This is a genomic window from Capnocytophaga sp. G1920, assembly GCF_051417515.1.
Genome location: NZ_JBPRKH010000004.1, coordinates 109,371 through 125,851 on the forward strand (window position 1 = coordinate 109,371; position 16,481 = coordinate 125,851).

At 41.5% G+C, this 16,481-nt stretch carries 12 protein-coding genes; 9 read left to right on the top strand and 3 right to left on the bottom strand.

Annotated elements, in window-relative coordinates; all coding sequences use genetic code 11:
* Nucleotides 1–1,893 carry an ABC-F family ATP-binding cassette domain-containing protein gene (locus ACSQ7D_RS04095; RefSeq protein ID WP_009422525.1) on the bottom strand — a complete coding sequence of 631 codons (1,893 nt, stop codon included), beginning with the start codon at nucleotides 1,891–1,893 and terminating at the stop codon, nucleotides 1–3.
* An 837-nt stretch (nucleotides 1,894–2,730) separates the two neighbouring features.
* On the opposite strand from ACSQ7D_RS04095, the gene ACSQ7D_RS04100 reads away from it, so the two are divergent.
* The 3 genes from ACSQ7D_RS04100 to xerD all read left to right on the top strand — a co-directional run bounded on the left by ACSQ7D_RS04100 (nucleotide 2,731) and on the right by xerD (nucleotide 5,352).
* Nucleotides 2,731–3,276, top strand: a complete 546-nt coding sequence (locus ACSQ7D_RS04100) for a DUF1599 domain-containing protein (RefSeq protein ID WP_009419216.1) — start codon at nucleotides 2,731–2,733, stop codon at nucleotides 3,274–3,276.
* A gap of 12 nt (nucleotides 3,277–3,288) precedes the next feature.
* The gene (locus ACSQ7D_RS04105) at nucleotides 3,289–4,371 is read left to right on the top strand and encodes a BT_3928 family protein (protein ID WP_437135465.1); all 1,083 of its coding nucleotides are present in this window, start codon (nucleotides 3,289–3,291) and stop codon (nucleotides 4,369–4,371) included.
* Between the two features lie 69 nt (nucleotides 4,372–4,440).
* Nucleotides 4,441–5,352 carry a site-specific tyrosine recombinase XerD gene (xerD, locus tag ACSQ7D_RS04110; protein WP_009410370.1) on the top strand — a complete coding sequence of 304 codons (912 nt, stop codon included), beginning with the start codon at nucleotides 4,441–4,443 and terminating at the stop codon, nucleotides 5,350–5,352.
* Between the two features lie 62 nt (nucleotides 5,353–5,414).
* Here the strand turns inward: xerD and ACSQ7D_RS04115 are convergent, their stop codons facing one another.
* On the bottom strand, nucleotides 5,415–5,792 hold the full coding sequence (locus ACSQ7D_RS04115) for a PUR family DNA/RNA-binding protein (protein WP_009410371.1): 378 nt from the start codon (nucleotides 5,790–5,792) through the stop codon (nucleotides 5,415–5,417).
* A 281-nt stretch (nucleotides 5,793–6,073) separates the two neighbouring features.
* Nucleotides 6,074–9,592, bottom strand: coding sequence for a 1-acyl-sn-glycerol-3-phosphate acyltransferase (locus ACSQ7D_RS04120; RefSeq protein WP_437135466.1), 3,519 nt, complete (start codon nucleotides 9,590–9,592; stop codon nucleotides 6,074–6,076).
* Nucleotides 9,593–10,443: 851 nt separating this feature from the next.
* On the opposite strand from ACSQ7D_RS04120, the gene ACSQ7D_RS04125 reads away from it, so the two are divergent.
* The 6 genes from ACSQ7D_RS04125 to ACSQ7D_RS04150 all read left to right on the top strand — a co-directional run bounded on the left by ACSQ7D_RS04125 (nucleotide 10,444) and on the right by ACSQ7D_RS04150 (nucleotide 16,383).
* Nucleotides 10,444–11,778 carry a TolC family protein gene (locus tag ACSQ7D_RS04125; protein WP_437135467.1) on the top strand — a complete coding sequence of 445 codons (1,335 nt, stop codon included), beginning with the start codon at nucleotides 10,444–10,446 and terminating at the stop codon, nucleotides 11,776–11,778.
* 77 nt (nucleotides 11,779–11,855) lie between these two features.
* On the top strand, nucleotides 11,856–13,085 hold the full coding sequence (locus ACSQ7D_RS04130; protein ID WP_437135468.1) for an efflux RND transporter periplasmic adaptor subunit: 1,230 nt from the start codon (nucleotides 11,856–11,858) through the stop codon (nucleotides 13,083–13,085).
* On the top strand, nucleotides 13,086–13,826 hold the full coding sequence (locus tag ACSQ7D_RS04135; RefSeq protein WP_009419222.1) for an ABC transporter ATP-binding protein: 741 nt from the start codon (nucleotides 13,086–13,088) through the stop codon (nucleotides 13,824–13,826). It abuts the gene before it with no gap.
* Between the two features lie 79 nt (nucleotides 13,827–13,905).
* The gene (locus tag ACSQ7D_RS04140) at nucleotides 13,906–15,126 is read left to right on the top strand and encodes an ABC transporter permease (protein WP_437135469.1); all 1,221 of its coding nucleotides are present in this window, start codon (nucleotides 13,906–13,908) and stop codon (nucleotides 15,124–15,126) included.
* A 37-nt stretch (nucleotides 15,127–15,163) separates the two neighbouring features.
* Nucleotides 15,164–15,391 (top strand): hypothetical protein, encoded by a 228-nt coding sequence (locus tag ACSQ7D_RS04145; protein ID WP_009410383.1) that lies wholly within the window; start codon nucleotides 15,164–15,166, stop codon nucleotides 15,389–15,391.
* Entirely contained in the window at nucleotides 15,388–16,383 is a 996-nt protein-coding gene (locus tag ACSQ7D_RS04150) for a sensor histidine kinase (RefSeq protein WP_437135470.1), read from the top strand. The genes ACSQ7D_RS04145 and ACSQ7D_RS04150 overlap by 4 nt, the downstream gene beginning before the upstream one ends.
* Nucleotides 16,384–16,481: the final 98 nt, after the last annotated feature.

The window sequence follows — 16,481 nt, forward strand, 5'->3', positions numbered from 1 at the left end:
TTAACTCATTAATAATTCCCACTCGGTCATTAAATCCTCCAACTGCTGTTTTTTCTGTTCGTATTCCTTGTAAAAGGCATCGTTCTGTACGCCTTGTCCCATCTGCTCATTCATCGCTTTAAGCGCTTCTTCAAGAGCGGTAATGTTCTTCTCTATCTTGTTGAGCTTATTCTGAATGGCTTTCTGCTGTTTCTGTTCCTCAAACGAGAGTTTTTCTTCTTTCTGCGGTTCTTTTTCTACCTGCACAGGAGTGCTCTTGCTCTGCTGTTCTATCTCTCTAAAATTAACGGCAGCACGTTGTTCGAGGAAGAAATCGATGTCCCCAAGATATTCTTTCAGATGTTTGTTCTTAAACTCGTATACCTTATCGGTAAGCCCTTGCAAGAAATCGCGGTCGTGCGACACAATAATGAGCGTCCCTTCAAATTGCTGTAAGGCTTGTTTGAGTACGTTCTTCGATTTGATATCCAAGTGGTTCGTAGGCTCGTCCATCACCATTACGTTAAAGTCCGAAAGGAGCATCTTTGCCAATGCCAAACGGTTGCGCTCCCCTCCCGAAAGCACTTTCACTTTCTTATCTACCTCATCGCCACGGAAGAGAAAAGCCCCAAGTATGTCGCGTATTTTAGTACGATTGCTGTCGTTAGCTGCATTAAACATCGTATCAAGCACGGTGAGTTCTCCATCTAAGTAGTCGGCTTGGTTCTGAGCAAAGTAAGCCAACTGTACATTGTGCCCCAGCCTGATAGTTCCTTCATAGGGTATTTCGCCCACTATCATCTTGGCGAGGGTCGTTTTCCCCTGTCCGTTTTGTCCCACAAAAGCTACTTTGCTGCCTCGTTCTATAAGCAAACTCACGTGGCTGAGCACCTCTTTTTCACCATAACTTTTCGATACATCGTCTATTTCCAGCACTACCTTCCCTGGTGTTACCGATACGGGGAAACGCACGTTCATCACCGCATTGTCTTCCTCGTCTACCTCTATGCGCTCTATCTTGTCCAACTTCTTGATAAGCGACTGTGCCATTGAGGCTTTGGTAGCTTTGGCGCGGAATTTTTCGATGAGCTTTTCAGTGTGTTGTATCTTCTTTTCTTGGTTCTTTTGTGAGGCGAGTTGCAGTTCGCGCATCTCTTTTCTCAGTTCCAAAAACTGAGTGTAAGGCTTCGGGTAATCGTATATTTTGCCTACCGAAATCTCAATCGTCCGATTGGTCACATTGTCTAAAAACATTCTGTCGTGCGACACAATTACCACCGCCCCGCTATAAGTAGATAGGAACTGTTCTAGCCAAATAATCGACTCTATATCCAAGTGGTTCGTAGGCTCGTCCAATAGCAATATATCGTTGTTCTGCAACAGCAGTTTTGCCAATTCTATACGCATACGCCACCCGCCCGAAAAACTGTCGGTGAGCTTGTCGAAATCACTGCGCTGAAAGCCCAACCCCAATAGCACTTTCTCGGTTTCTCCTTGGTATTGGTATCCCCCTATAAGGTCAAAACGATGCGTATAGTCACTGAGTTTATCAAGCAAATCGTGGTACGCCTCGCTCTCGTAATCAGTGCGGGTTTCTATCTGGTGATGAATATCGTCCAACTGACGTTCCAAAGCCTTAATCTCAGTGAATGCCTGATAGGCTTCTTCCAAAATGGTACGTCCTTTCACAAAATCAATATCCTGTTTCAAAAATCCGATACGTACATCTTTATCGGTAGCAATGCCTCCGGTATCGGGTTTAAGTTCGCGTGAAAGCAATTTGAGCATCGTCGATTTCCCCGCTCCGTTCTTGCCAATAAGCCCCACACGGTCGCCCGCATTGAGCATAAAAGCAACGTCCTCAAAGAGGTACTCGCCTTGAAAAGAAACAGATAGGTTGTGAACGTTCAGCATATGATATTCGTTATTTCGGGCGCAAAAGTACAAAACTATAAGTAATTAGCAATAAATAATGCCTAATTATTAGGTAAAATCAGTACAACCCTTCGCAAAAAATCCCCAATCACTAAAATCAAATCTCAAAATTCACAGCATTTTTCACTACCTTACCTTCACCCACCGCTCATTATCTCTTCATTCATCAGCCTCTCTTTCTTCACCTTTCCGTCACCACATTCCCCCTTTTCCCTCGCTACACTTCCGCTTTTTCGCCATACTCCCCGTTAATGCTTATTCCCTAAAACCCCAACACCACCCCATTTTCTCATTTCCAAATTTGCTAATTCCCTAATTATCCCTTCTCCTTTCCGTCGCTACATTCCCCCTCTCCTTGGGAGAGGGCAGGGGTGAGGATTCTCTTTCTTTCGCCTCGAAACCCCATTTTTGGCATTTTTGGCATTGTTGTATTAAGCTATTAATCAATTTTTTACACACCCTTTCTATACCAATCGTCCAAGATTCGTATAAGCTTCCTATAAGCTCTCTATAAGCTACCCCCACCCTCCTACCAACCATTTTTCACCAAAATTCCTCTCAACTCCCTTCCGTTCTTCTCCGTTATCTTTCGAACTCCTCAACCCTCCACATTTACTAATTTTCTCATTTCCTAATTTGCTAATTTTTCCCTGCCCGTCGTGCTACGACTGCCAGTGCGGCTCGCACCTTTGGCAAAGTTGATTGTTTGGTATTATTGGCATTTCTAGCATTATTGGTATTTACCTCATTTCCAAATTTGTCCATTTGCTAATTACTTCGTACCTTTGCACTTTCATTACCTGTCACCTAATTAAAATGAACACTCTTAAACAATATAACACCGTTATTGAACAATGCCGTACGCTCTTTATCAACAAGATGAAAGACTATGGCTGTGCCTGGCGTATCTTGCGCCTCCCTTCTCTTACTGATCAGATTCTCATCAAAGCACAACGCATTCGAGGACTACAAGAGAATACCGAGCATAAAATCGATGAAGACGAGACAGCCGAGTTTATAGGCATCATCAACTATGCCCTGATGGCTCTTATTCAAATAGACAAAGGAGTAGCTACCCAGCCCGACCTTAGTCTCGAAGAGGCAACGGCGCTATACGACGCCAAAGTTGCCGAAGCACGTTCCCTTATGGAAGCTAAAAACCACGATTATGGCGAGGTGTGGCGGGAAATGCGGGTGAGCTCTCTTACCGACCTTATCCTGCAAAAGCTCTTGCGTGTAAAACAAATTGAAGATAATAAAGGAAAAACATTGGTTAGTGAAGGCATTGATGCTAATTATCAAGATATGATAAACTATGCAGTGTTTGCTCTCATACATTTAAACAATCAACATAACAACTAAATAACAACTTATATGAAATATCTTATCCAGCTTTGTCGCATATTATTAGGTGTTACTTTTATCATCAGTGGAATGATAAAACTCAATGACCCTATGGGCTTTTCATTTAAATTGGAAGACTATTTTGCTCCCGATGTGCTCAATATGCCTTTTTTTGTACCATACACTTTAACTTTTGCCATTTTGGTATGTATTTTCGAAGTAGTTTTGGGGGTAACCTTATTGGTAGGCTATAAAAAGAAGCTCACTTTGTGGCTTTTGCTGGCTATGTTAGTATTCTTCGGCTTCCTCACCTTCTATTCGGCTTATTTTCACAAAGTAACTGATTGTGGTTGTTTTGGTGATGCTATCAAATTTACACCTTGGCAGTCGTTTACCAAAGATATGGTACTATTAGTTTTAGCTCTCATCGTCTTTTGGGGGCAAAAATATGTACAACCCATTACCAAAGGCAATTTACCTTTATTAATTACAGTACTCTCTGTGCTTTTCTGCATAAGCTTTGTATATTACGTCTACAATCACTTACCCATAAAAGATTTTCGTCCATATAAGATAGGGGCAAATATCCCCAAAGGTATGGAATTACCGCCCAATGCCGTTACTTATTATTGGACTTTCAAAGTAAACGGCAAAGAAAAAGTGATTGTAACTAAAGATGCAAGTTTCCCAAAAGTAGATGGTGAATATGTAAGCTCTACCTCTACTACCGAATTGCCTCCTATACACGATTTCTATATTCAGGATAAAGATAGAGAAACAGACTATTTGCCACAATTTATGGCAGAAGAAAAGCTCTTAATGGTAGTTTCTTATCGTCTCGACCTTGCTGACCAAGAGGCTTTTAAGGCAATCAAAACAGTAACCGATAAAGCTCTTAAAAACGGATATACCGTGATAGGTCTTACCTCACAAATGGAGAAAGCCCCTTATATCGTAAAGAAATACGAACTCAATTTCAACTTTTATTATAACGATGCTACTACCCTCAAAACAATGATACGTTCTAATCCTGGACTTATAGTGCTTTCCAAGGGTACTATCATCGATAAAAAGCATTATAACGACAGCGAAAAATTATCAATTGATAAATAACACACCTTTTACTCACATTTCCAGCTATCGCTGGTTTTACCTTTTATCTCTTACCTTTTACCTAAAAACGTGTGGCGTAAAGTAAATACCGATTATCAGAATTATTTGCGATTACAGCGTGGTTTATCGCAGAATACTGTTGTGTCTTATGGCTTAGATATTGAGAAACTCATAGGGTATTTGGAAAAATACAATATCACTGAACCCCCCGATACTATTCAAGTAGATACCTTGCGCCAGTTCGTATACGAAGTCTCCAAAGAACTCAACGCACGTTCACAAGCCCGACTCATATCGGCTTTGAAGAGTTTTTTTAAGTTTATGATTTCTGAGAAAGGACGTGAAGACTTCCCTATGAGCCTTATCGACAGCCCTAAAATAGGCGTAAAACTCCCCGATACACTTTCCTTAAAAGAAATAGATGCTATGCTCGCCTCCATAGACCTCAGCACCGATGAGGGGCATCGTAATAAAGCTATTATAGAAACGCTTTACGGTTGTGGATTGCGAGTGTCGGAATTGGTCTCTCTTCGTCTATCCGACTTGTTTTTCGAAGAAGATTTCATTAGAGTAATGGGGAAGGGTAGCAAACAGCGCTTAGTGCCTATTGAAAGCTATACGCAGAAACAAATTAACAATTATATCAATAACCAGCGCAAACAATTAAAGATAGCAAAAGGTCACGAAGATTACGTTTTCCTAAACAGAAGAGGAAAACAACTTACTCGCGCAATGATATTTACTATTGTAAGACAAGTAGCTGAAAACATAGGATTACAGAAGACCATTAGCCCACATACTTTCAGACATTCTTTTGCGACACACCTATTGGAGAACGGTGCGAATCTGCGTGCCATACAGATGATGTTAGGTCACGAGAATATTACTACCACAGAAATATACGTACACGTAGAGAAGTCATATTTGAGGGAAGCTTTGGTGAAATACCACCCACGCCATAAAATGAACTTTACCCAATAGCCTATTATGTCATCACTCTATTACAAACAGATGAATGAAGTTTTTCCTTATTAGAATTTTAACTATAGGTCTTCAAAATCAAGGTCTTTGTAAACACCATTACTATTGCTTACGCCTTCCAATCGTTCATTGTAATAGTTCTTTTTAAAGTCTTTTTGATGACGTTCAGAAATTACTTCCTCTCCTTTTTCATCAAAAACATAGTTAGTCATTTCGTTTAAAATATCTTTAAACATTTCAAAATCCTCTTTATACAGATAGATTTTGTGCTTTTTGTAGTGAAATGAGCCATCATCGTGAGTAAACTTCTTACTTTCAGTAATAGTCAAGTAATAATCATTAGCGCGCGTTGCTCTCACATCAAAAAAATAGGTGCGTCTGCCTGCTCTTAAAACTTTTGAGAATATCTCCTCATTGTCTAATATTTCTTTTTCTTCCATCGTTATGTACGTATTTTTAAATTATTCTGTCGGCAAAAGTCTTCATTTTTTATAGCAAGTGCAAATATTTATAGTATGAATTTTACTTTATTTCCTTATTTTAGTATAATTTTAAGGTTTCACACTTGAAAAAGACTACTAACCATAATTTTATCAAAAGAATATCACTTGAAATTTACCAATTAACTTCGCCAACACCTTCTCTTTTGTCTTAGGTTCGCTTTACCTTCGTCTTAGGTTCGAATAAGCCCTATCTTTCAGCCTAATTAAGCGCTATTTCCTTATCCTATTACGACCTCTCTCCCTTCAACTACTATTTCAAAATCTCCCTCTGGACGCTCTTTTACGTATTGTATTTTGCGGATTTTAGTGAGGTAACTATGCTGTGCAATGGCGCGCTTTTCGTCTTCGGCGATAACGGATACAATTTCACGCTCAGGATAAGTGAGCAATAGCAAGAAATCTAACTGACCATAATCATTGGTGATATGCAAAATACGCGCTTTTTCGGGCAGTGAATGCACAAGCTCGTGATAGTGTTCGCGATGCTGTTTATAATCTTCTTTCACAGCGCGCACTACATAATTTTCCTTGTATAAATAGTTTAAAAACAGTTTCTTCTTTAGGTAATCCACTCCTTCCAATTGTTTGCGCAAAGCGAGGAATTGCTGACGGTAGAAAGCGCCTATCTGTTTGGCTCGTTCGCGCGGAGTGTTGCCAAAACGCTCATCGTTAGGAGCTATGGGTTCGCCTACTACTACCGTAATAGCACCATCGTAGATAATCACATCACCTTTAGGTTGCACCTCCGAACAACCGTGAATATAAACGGGCAAGAGAGGCGTTTGGAAATGTTCGGCTATTAGGAAAGCACCTTTGTGAAAACGGTGTATTTGGTTGGTATCGGAGCGTTTGCCTTCTGGGAAAATCATTACTGAAATACCATTTTTCAAGTTCTTTTCGAATAAGGGCATTCCTTTTTCTATACCTTCAGAAGCTGGAAAGAAGCCCATTGCCTGTACATAACGTCCAAATACTACCGAGTTATACACCCAATCATTCACCATATAACTGATGCGATGTGTGAAGAGCCCTATAGCTAAGGTATCAAGCCACGAGGTATGATTGGCAATCACAACTGAAGGAGTTGTAAGCTGTATATGGTGTGGGTTCTCTACCTTTTTGCGCACAAAAGGATTGGCATAAAGCACTGAAGTAGTGAGCGAAGCAGCTAAACGTCTGAGCCACATAGTGCGTTTAGGAGTTATTTTGGCAAGTAGCCAACCTATATTGGAGAGAATAATAGACGATAGTGCATAATAGGTAGTTAGCAGTATGGATTGCAGCAAAAGACGCAAACTCACCGGAGAACGCCCTCTATCTGGACGACGGAAGATAAAAAACTTAAATATAGTAGGGTAAAACACAAAAGTCATTGCTAAAGCAGTGAAAATACCTATCACCGATACCGATGCAATTGACTTTAAGGCAGGGTGTTTGGCAAAAATAAGCGTTCCGATAGCTAAAAAGGTAGTAATAGATGCCAAAAGCACTGACACTTTGTACACAGGAAGTTCGTTTTTACCATCGGTATAGTCTTTTTGCAATGCGCAGGTCATAAAAATACTAAAATCTACTGAATGCCCTAATACCAAAGTGCAGACAATCATACTAAACACATTGAACTCTATGCCAAAAAAGTTCATTAAAGCGGAAGTAACTACCCCTGTAACTCCAATAGGGATAAGAGTGAGTAACACCAACTCTATCCGCTTGAAGAACAAGAGCAGTATGAGGAAAATAGCGATAGACGAATAGTTTACTAACAGTAATATATCGTCTTTGAGTTTACCTAAGAACGTTTCGCTCAAATTCTTACGGTCGATAACAACAGTAGGCGTATGTTTTTCTACTGAACGAATAAAAGAGTCTCGTTCGGCGGGAGTGAGTTTTACGAGATTGGCAATGGTATAAAAACCTTCTTTTTCGGTGATAAAATCTTCTAACGGAATGGCTGAAAGGGCTTTATAAGCATCAAGGTCTTTTATAACTTCAAAATCACCTGTTATACTTTGGTAGAAAGGTGCGTAGGTTTCTTCTTTAAAACCAACCTCATTTCCTTTTCCTATCAGTTGTTGTTTTAGAAATTGCTGTCTTTCGGCATTCCAAAAATCTTTCCATCGTTGTAAACGCGCTTCTTGTTCTTTTTTAGGCAATACAATCCCCCCAATAGAACTGAATTGCTTGATAGTATCGTGAGCTTTATAACTTTGCAACTGCTGATATAGAGCATAATTGCGCTCTAAGGCTTCCTCTAACGAATTGCCATAAGCAGCAGCGTAAAGTGATTTGTATTCGCTATCGGTGATGTTCTCTAATTGATGTTCGGCTGCCTTATAACGTTCGTTTATATAGTTGATATTGGCAATATCACCATTGAAACGGACATTATGAAAAGTAAAACAACTCACTACTATCAGCAGTAAGCAAGCGCCTACTACCCACTTGTTGTGATGAAATGGATAAGCCCCTATGCAATCTAAAAAGGTTTTGCGCACCTCGATTGTGCGATTGCCACGATAGAAATGAGGCACGAGCACCAATGACAATATAGCCGATACCATTATGCCCACGAAAGCAAACACGCCTAAATCTTGCATTACCTCAGAATGCACAAAGAGCAAGCAGAGGAATGAAATAGCAGTAGTGATACTGCTGAGCAAGATAGGCACAGTTACAGCACGGTACAACTCGGCAGTGTTTTTAGCTACCTTGTAATGGGTAAGAATATGCAGTGAATAGTCGATAGTAACTCCCAAGAGTACCGCTCCTAAACTGATAGAAATTGCAGAAATACTGCCTTTGAGCACATAGAGTGTTGCCAAAGCGGAGAGCACCCCAAAAGCAGAAGGGATAAAGGCGATAAATGGGATATAGACACTGCGGTAGAAGAAGACTAACAGCAAATAGAGCAATGATAATGAAATGAGTACCGTGGTGAGGATATCGGTTTTGATTTGAGAAGCGTTGCTCACCGAGATAAAGGGAGCCCCAAAGAAATCTACACGCACTTTCCCTTGATACTGGGCATTGAGATGGTCTTGCAAGTCGTCTAACCCTGCTACGAAAGCGGCATTGTGTTCGCTGTCGTTGCCATCGAATTTAGGGTTGATAAAGAAGAGTATATGTTGCTCGTCGTTAGTAGTGAGGAAACCATTGGCAATCTTAAAATCATTGCCTGTATTGAGCTCTTGAAGTTTGCGCAAACCGCGAAAAGTGAGACCAAAAGGGTCTTTACGGATAAACTGTTGTGCCACCATACCCGCAGGCGTGAGCATCGTTTTGTACTGACTCTCCACCATTGATTTGAGACTATCGGGGGCTAAACGGCGTTCTAAATAAGCGTAATCGTCATCGTTTAGAAAAAGAGGTAGGTGGTCGTTTACAAACTGCCAAGTCTCGTCTATCTCTTCTTCGTTTATAATCCCCTGAATACTGGTGATATACTTCGTCATAGAAGCATTGAGCGTATCGTGCAGAATTTCGGCAACTGATTGCATATCGGTGAGCGTCCCACCTTGTTCAACTGTTACTATTACCGAGATTTTATCGGCGAAGTTGAGTTGCTTGAGTACCTTGGAAGTGAGGTTCGTTTTGTCGTTTTGAGGGAGTACTTTGGTGATATCCTCTTCAAACCGCAACTGACTCAAACCATAAATGGTAATGAGCGCCCAAGCGGTGAAGAATGAGAAGGTAGCGAGTTTATGAGTGGTGATATATTGGTAAATTCTGTTTAGCATCTGCGTTTATTTATCGGACAAAAGTATAGAATAATTAGCAAATGGACAAATTTGGAAATGAGAAAATGAGAGAATGAGGTGCGAGCCGCACAGGCAGTCGTAGCACGACGGGCAATTAACTTTGGCAAAGTGTATACCCCTAAAAGTGACATAGCTGAGCTATCGGAAGGAAACGGAGAAGAACGGAAGAGAGCTGAGAAGAATTTTGATAAAAAAAGGCTATGAGAAGGGTGGGGGTAGCTTATAGAGAGCTTATAGGAAGCTTATACGAATCTTGGACGATTGGTATAGAAAGGGTGTATAAATAGTTGATTTATACTGTGATACAACAACGTAAAAAATGTTAAAAACGGGGTTTCGAGGCGAAAGAAAAAGGAATAGGTGATAGACCTTAGGCCATAGGCACTAGGGGGGAGTATGACGCAAAAGGGGGAATGTGGTGACGGAAAAGAGAACTAATGACGAATGAACGAGAGACGAATGACGAGGGACGAGGGACGAATGATAGATTTTTGAATGAACAATGCATAAAGATATAAGGAAGATAACTTGTGAGAGTTATTGGAGGGAGGAGATGTACGGGTAGTTGTTGGACGAGGCTAAGGGGGCGGAGAAGAAGGACGGGATAGACAGGGTAGACAGGACGGAGTGAGCGGACAAGGTGCATAAGGCAGAGCGATTGGATGATTCTGAGGACTAAAATTAACACCTTATAACTAAAAATTAACTGCTAAATATTGCTTTTCGTCGATAAAATAAGGCTTTTCGTCGATTATTTTTGCGGACTCCGGCTGTATTGCACTACCTTTGTCGCAACTAAATGACAAAAAGTTGCTTAAAAACTAAAAACGATGAAAAGAACTTTGTACATATCTCTTTTGTGTCTCTGTCCTTTGTTAGCAGGGGCTCAAGCGAAACAATGGTCGCTGGCTGACTGTATCAACTATGCGGTACAGAACAATATTTCTGTAAAGAAGACGGAACTAAACCAGCAGACGGCTGAAATCAATTACAGTCAGGCGAAGAGCAACCGCTTGCCTACGGTAAGTGGTTCGGCTTCGGCAAACCAGAATTACGGTTCGGCAATCAATCAGATTTCTAACGAGCGGGTGTCGCGCCGTACGTTCTCCAACAACTTTGGGGTATCGGCATCTATGCCACTCTATCAGGGCAATAAACTGAACCTACAAGTAGACCGCAGTAAGTTATTGCTCGAACAGAATGAACTGTACGTGCAAGAGGCGAAAAACAACATCACTTTGAGTGTGCTTGAAGCCTATCTGCAAGCCCTTTACAGCTATGAGGGCATAGAGGTAGCTAAGAATACGGCACGCTCTTCGGGTGAGGAATTAAAACAAGCACAGGGCAAGTTTGCCAATGGGTCTATTGCTAAACTGAGTTTAGCTGAGATAGAAACACGTCACGCCAACAACGAGTATGCTATTATCAAAGCAGAAAATGAATACGAAAGTAGGGTACTGACCCTTAAACAACTGTTGGAGCTTCCTCCTAATAGTGATTTCGCCATTGCGCTCGACCTTCCCGCAGATGATGAAACGGCGATTATCCCTAATAAAGATGTGGTATTTGCGGAAGCCAAACAAAAGCTTCCCAATCTAAAAATCTATCAATCACAACAAAAAATAGCCGAAAAAGATATCAAGATAGCCAGAGCGGGCTATGCCCCTACTCTATCGCTACAAGCAGGGGTAAATACAGGATATTCAAACCTCAACGATTTGAGCTATCGCACGCAGTTGGACAGCAATTTCGGTCAGACCATAGGAGCATCGCTCAATATTCCTATCTTTTCGCAGTTCAGAAATAAGAACAATGTGAAACTGGGTAAGGTTACCCAACAACAAGCGGTGCTCGACGAACAACAAGCGGAAAAAGACCTCTATACCAAAATAGAAACCGCTTGGCAGAATGCTACCACCTACCAAGCACAACAAGCAGCCTCGCGCACGGCTCGTGACAATGCTAAATTGGCATACGATTTGGCAGTAAAAAAGCACGAATTCGGTGGACTTACCAATACCGAGCTTCTCGTAAGCGAAAACGCTTACCTCAACGCGGAACAAACCTATTTGCAAAATAAGTATATGCAGGCGCTGTATGTACAGTTGCTGAAGTTTTATATGGGAGTCCTCCCCCTAACCCCCTCCCAAGGAGGGGGAATGTAGCGATGGTCATCTTTCTAAAAACTAATCTATAAAATATTGTCTAACAAATAATGGCTAAAAACTAACAACTAAATACAATGAAAAAGCACATTAAGAAAATCATCATTATCGTACTATTAGCCGTAGTGGCTTTTGGGGTGTATCACTTCTTTATGAAGGAAAAACCTACTTTTATCGTCCTGCAAACCGATAAGGTAACCGAAGGTGATGTTACTACCGAAGTAACTGCTACTGGTAGCGTACAGCCGGTGGACGAGGTGGAAGTAGGTACCCAAGTATCGGGATTGGTAAGCAAGATTTACGTAGATTACAACAGCCAAGTGAAGAAAGGACAGCTACTGGCGGAACTCGACAAGACGAACCTACAAGAAATGGTTGTAAATGCTACTGCCAATTACCAATCGGCACTCAACGAACTGAATTACTACCGTCAGAATTACGAACGACAACAGAAAATGTACAATGCCCAAGTGATTAGCAAATCGGACTACGAGCAGGCATTGTATCAGTTCAACAACGCGAAAACAAATGTAGCACAACGCCTTACGACCCTCAATCAAACGAAAACTAATTTGGGGTATGCCAATATCTATTCGCCTATCGATGGGATTATCCTCAGCAAAGAGGTAGAAGAAGGGCAAACGGTAGCCGCCTCGATGAGTGCGCCTACACTTTTTAAGATAGCCAAAGACATTAAGCGTATGCAGGTGGAAGCCGATGTAGACGAAGCCGATATAGGACAAGTGAAAGTAGGGCAACGTGTGAGTTTTACCGTAGATGCTTACCCCCAAGAGGAGTTTTCGGGGAAGGTAACCCAAGTGCGTCTATCACCTACTACCTCATCTAACGTAGTAACCTATACAGTGATAGTAGAGGCAGAAAATCCTGATGAGAAGCTCAAACCTGGGCTTACCGCTACCATCGCTATCTATACCAATGAGCTGAAAGGCGTAACCATAGTGCCTGCGAAAGCGATGAATTTCACCCCAGACATCGACCTACTGATGCAATACTACGCTCAGAAAGGCATTAACGCTCCAATGCCCAAAGTACAGCACGGCAAGGGTAAAAATAAATACGTATGGGTGGTAAACACCGATGGTAGTCTTGCCCAAAAAGCGATAACCATAGGCAGTAATGATGGTATCAACGTGCAAGTGGTAAGCGGACTCAGTGTTGGAGAAAAAGTAGCTACCAACCTGCAAAGCAATCGCCCTCAAGTAGCAGATGGTGAGAAAAATAACGACGATAGCAGTAGTCCGTTTATGCCTAAACGCCCTCGTCGTGATAACTCAAAAGCCAAATAAATGAAAAAAGCAATCATCGACATACGCGATATGAAACGCGAGTTTAAGATGGGCAACGAAATCGTTCACGCCCTCAAAGGCATTAACCTCACCATTCACGAGGGTGAGTTCGTAACCATTATGGGACCCAGTGGGTCGGGTAAATCTACATTGCTCAACATATTGGGGTGCTTAGACCGTCCATCGTCAGGCGATTACATTTTGGACGGCATCTCGGTGAAAGATATGAGCAAGAACGAACTCGCAACGGTACGCAACACCAAGATAGGCTTTATCTTTCAGTCGTACAATCTTTTGGCGCGTACCTCAGCTATCGAGAATGTAGAGCTCCCTTTGATGTACAACTCTAAAATCTCGGCTAAAGAACGTCGCGAGCGCGCTATTGAAGCTCTCATCAGCGTAGGTTTAGAAAGCCGATTGAACCACTTGCCCAGTGAACTATCGGGTGGACAACAGCAACGGGTAGCCATTGCGCGTTCCCTTGTAAATCACCCGGTGATACTCCTTGCCGATGAGGCTACCGGTAACCTTGACACTAAAACTTCCTACGAAGTAATGGAGCTTTTCCAACGCCTTAACGACCAAGGTAGTACGATAGGGTTTGTAACCCACGAGAACGATATAGCCCTTTTCAGCAAGCGCACTGTTGTACTCAAAGACGGACATATCATCAGTGATAAGGAAGTAACCAATAGACTGAATGCAAAGGAAGAATTGGCGAAAATAGTGGTAGAAGATTAGCCATTTGGTTAGACGAATCAGACGGGAAGGTAGACTTTTCTGACTAATCTGACACCTAAAACCTAACACCTAAAAGCAAATGAATATACAAAACCTTTTTAAAATAGCGTGGCGTGCCCTCTTGCTCAACAAAACAAGGGCTATGCTTACAATGCTGGGTATCATCATTGGGGTGGGCTCAGTGATAACAATGCTTGCCATTGGCGAGGGTTCTAAAAAGAGCATCAAGGAGAATATCTCTAAAATGGGTACCAATATGCTCAATATCCGCCCTGGTGCGGGTATGATGGGCGGCGTGCGTATGAGTATGAGCGATATGCAATCGCTGAAAATGACGGATTACGAAGCCCTCAAAAAAGAAGGTACCCTACTGAAATACGTATCGCCGGTAGTAAGTGGCAATGGACAAAGTATAGCTGGTGGTAATAACTGGCCTACCTCTATCTACGGAGTGAATACCGAATACTTGCCCATACGCGAGTGGAGTGTAGCAGAGGGAAGTATGTTTGGTGAAGATGAAATTACTAACTTTGCCAAAGTAGCCGTTATAGGACAAACAGTAGCTAAGAACCTCTTTCCTAACGGCGAAAACCCTATTGGGCAAACTATACGCTTTAAGAATATCCCTTTTAAAGTGATTGGTATCCTTACCAAAAAAGGGGAGAGCAACTTTGGTCAAGACCAAGACGATGTGATTATCGCCCCTTATACTACGGTACAAAAGCGTATTTTGGCGCAAACTTTCTTGCAGAGTATTGTGGCTTCGGTGCTCAATGAAAGTCAGTCGGAGAATGCGGTAAACCAAGTGAAGAAGATTTTGGAGGGCACGCATAACCTTTCGGCTACACAAGAAAATGATTTCAACGTGTTTTCACAACAGGAGCTCATCAGTACGTTTAGCTCTACCAGCGAGATGCTTACCGTGTTATTGGTAGCTATTGCCAGCATTTCACTTATCGTAGGCGGTATAGGCATTATGAACATTATGTATGTATCGGTAAAAGAGCGCACTAAAGAGATAGGCTTGCGTATGGCTATTGGAGCTAAGGGAAAGGATATTTTGGCACAGTTCCTCATCGAGTCGGTGCTTATTAGCATCACTGGGGGGGTATTAGGGGTAATTATTGGCTTATTAGCAACGGTAGGCGTATCGCTGTTTATAGGCTGGCCAGTGAGTATTACCTTGTATTCTATCGTAATATCCTTCTTAGTATGTACCATTACAGGGGTATTCTTCGGTTGGTATCCAGCCCGCAAAGCTGCCGAGTTAGAACCTATTAGCGCCCTCAGATACGAGTAGTGCGAGAGAAACAGGCAATTAGAAATAATAAAAGCTGATGAATATAACTTTACCTCCTTATGCTACAACAGAAGACCTGCAAAAATGTATGGTTATTGTTAGAGAAATATTAGATAGCAAAGCCATTACTATTAATGATGAGCAGTGCCAAGCTATAGCTTTAGAAGTTATGGGTATCTCTTATGCCAAAGGAGGAGACTATTCCTCTGAAATCATCAAGAGTTTTACAGAAAGTTATTTAAAAACATCAAAGTATAAAGAATGAAATTTTTAACACACATAGCTGCTTGGGCAGTGGTTTGTATTTTGCCTGCCCTTATTTTTATCTCCGAAAGCAATCACCGATTTGAGGAGGCGTCTTACCGTTCGTTAGTGTCTCTGCCTTTCTTGATGTTTTTGTTCTACATCAGTTATGAATGGCTTATTGATAAACTGTGGTTTAAAAAACGATATATATTTTTTGTATTGGTAGCGGTGGTACTTATTTTATGTATGTCGTACAGCAAGTATGAACTCTTTTCGTACTTCAACCTTCACAAAGGTAAGCACAAGATGCCTCCTTTTCACGCTTTCGTATATTTTGATTTCCTCTCGAACCTCTTGCCGGTAATCTTTGCGATGGCAATACGTTATGCACAACGCAACTTTTCCTTGGAAATTGCTCAGAAAGAAGCCCAAGCGCACAAACTACAAGCCGACCTTACCCAACTGAAATACCAACTCCAACCACATTTCTTTTTCAACGCACTCAACAATATCTATTCGCTTATAGCCTTTGACCCCAAAAAAGCACAAGAGAGCGTGCATAGCCTTAGCAAGCTGATGCGTCACTTTATGCAAAATAGTGACCAAAAGCAGATTAGCCTTGCTGAGGAAGTGGATTTCTTGCAACAGTACATCAGCCTAATGCAGTTACGCCTCACTGATAAAACTACGGTACGGATAGATTTCCCGAAGCAACTACCCCCACTTACCATAGCGCCTTTGCTGTTTATCAGCTTGGTGGAAAACGCTTTTAAGCACGGTGTATCGGCGACTGAGGTAACAGAATTATCGTTTAGCTTGAGAGTGGAAGAGAATAAAGTAATATTTAGAAGTGAGAACACTATAATTCCTAAACAAGAAAGTTTGTATAACTCAGGTATTGGCATTGAAAACTTAAAGAAACGCCTAACTCTTCTTTATCCTAAAAAACATCAATACAACATCGAAGAAAAAAACGGAGAATACATTGCTCAATTGACAATTGAGAATTGATAATTGACAAATGTGAGGTTTTTAGACCAAAGACAAGAAATTTTCTTAAAAAAGAAGTACTTTCGATGTGAGGAGAGTGTAGCTTACGCTACAGAAAT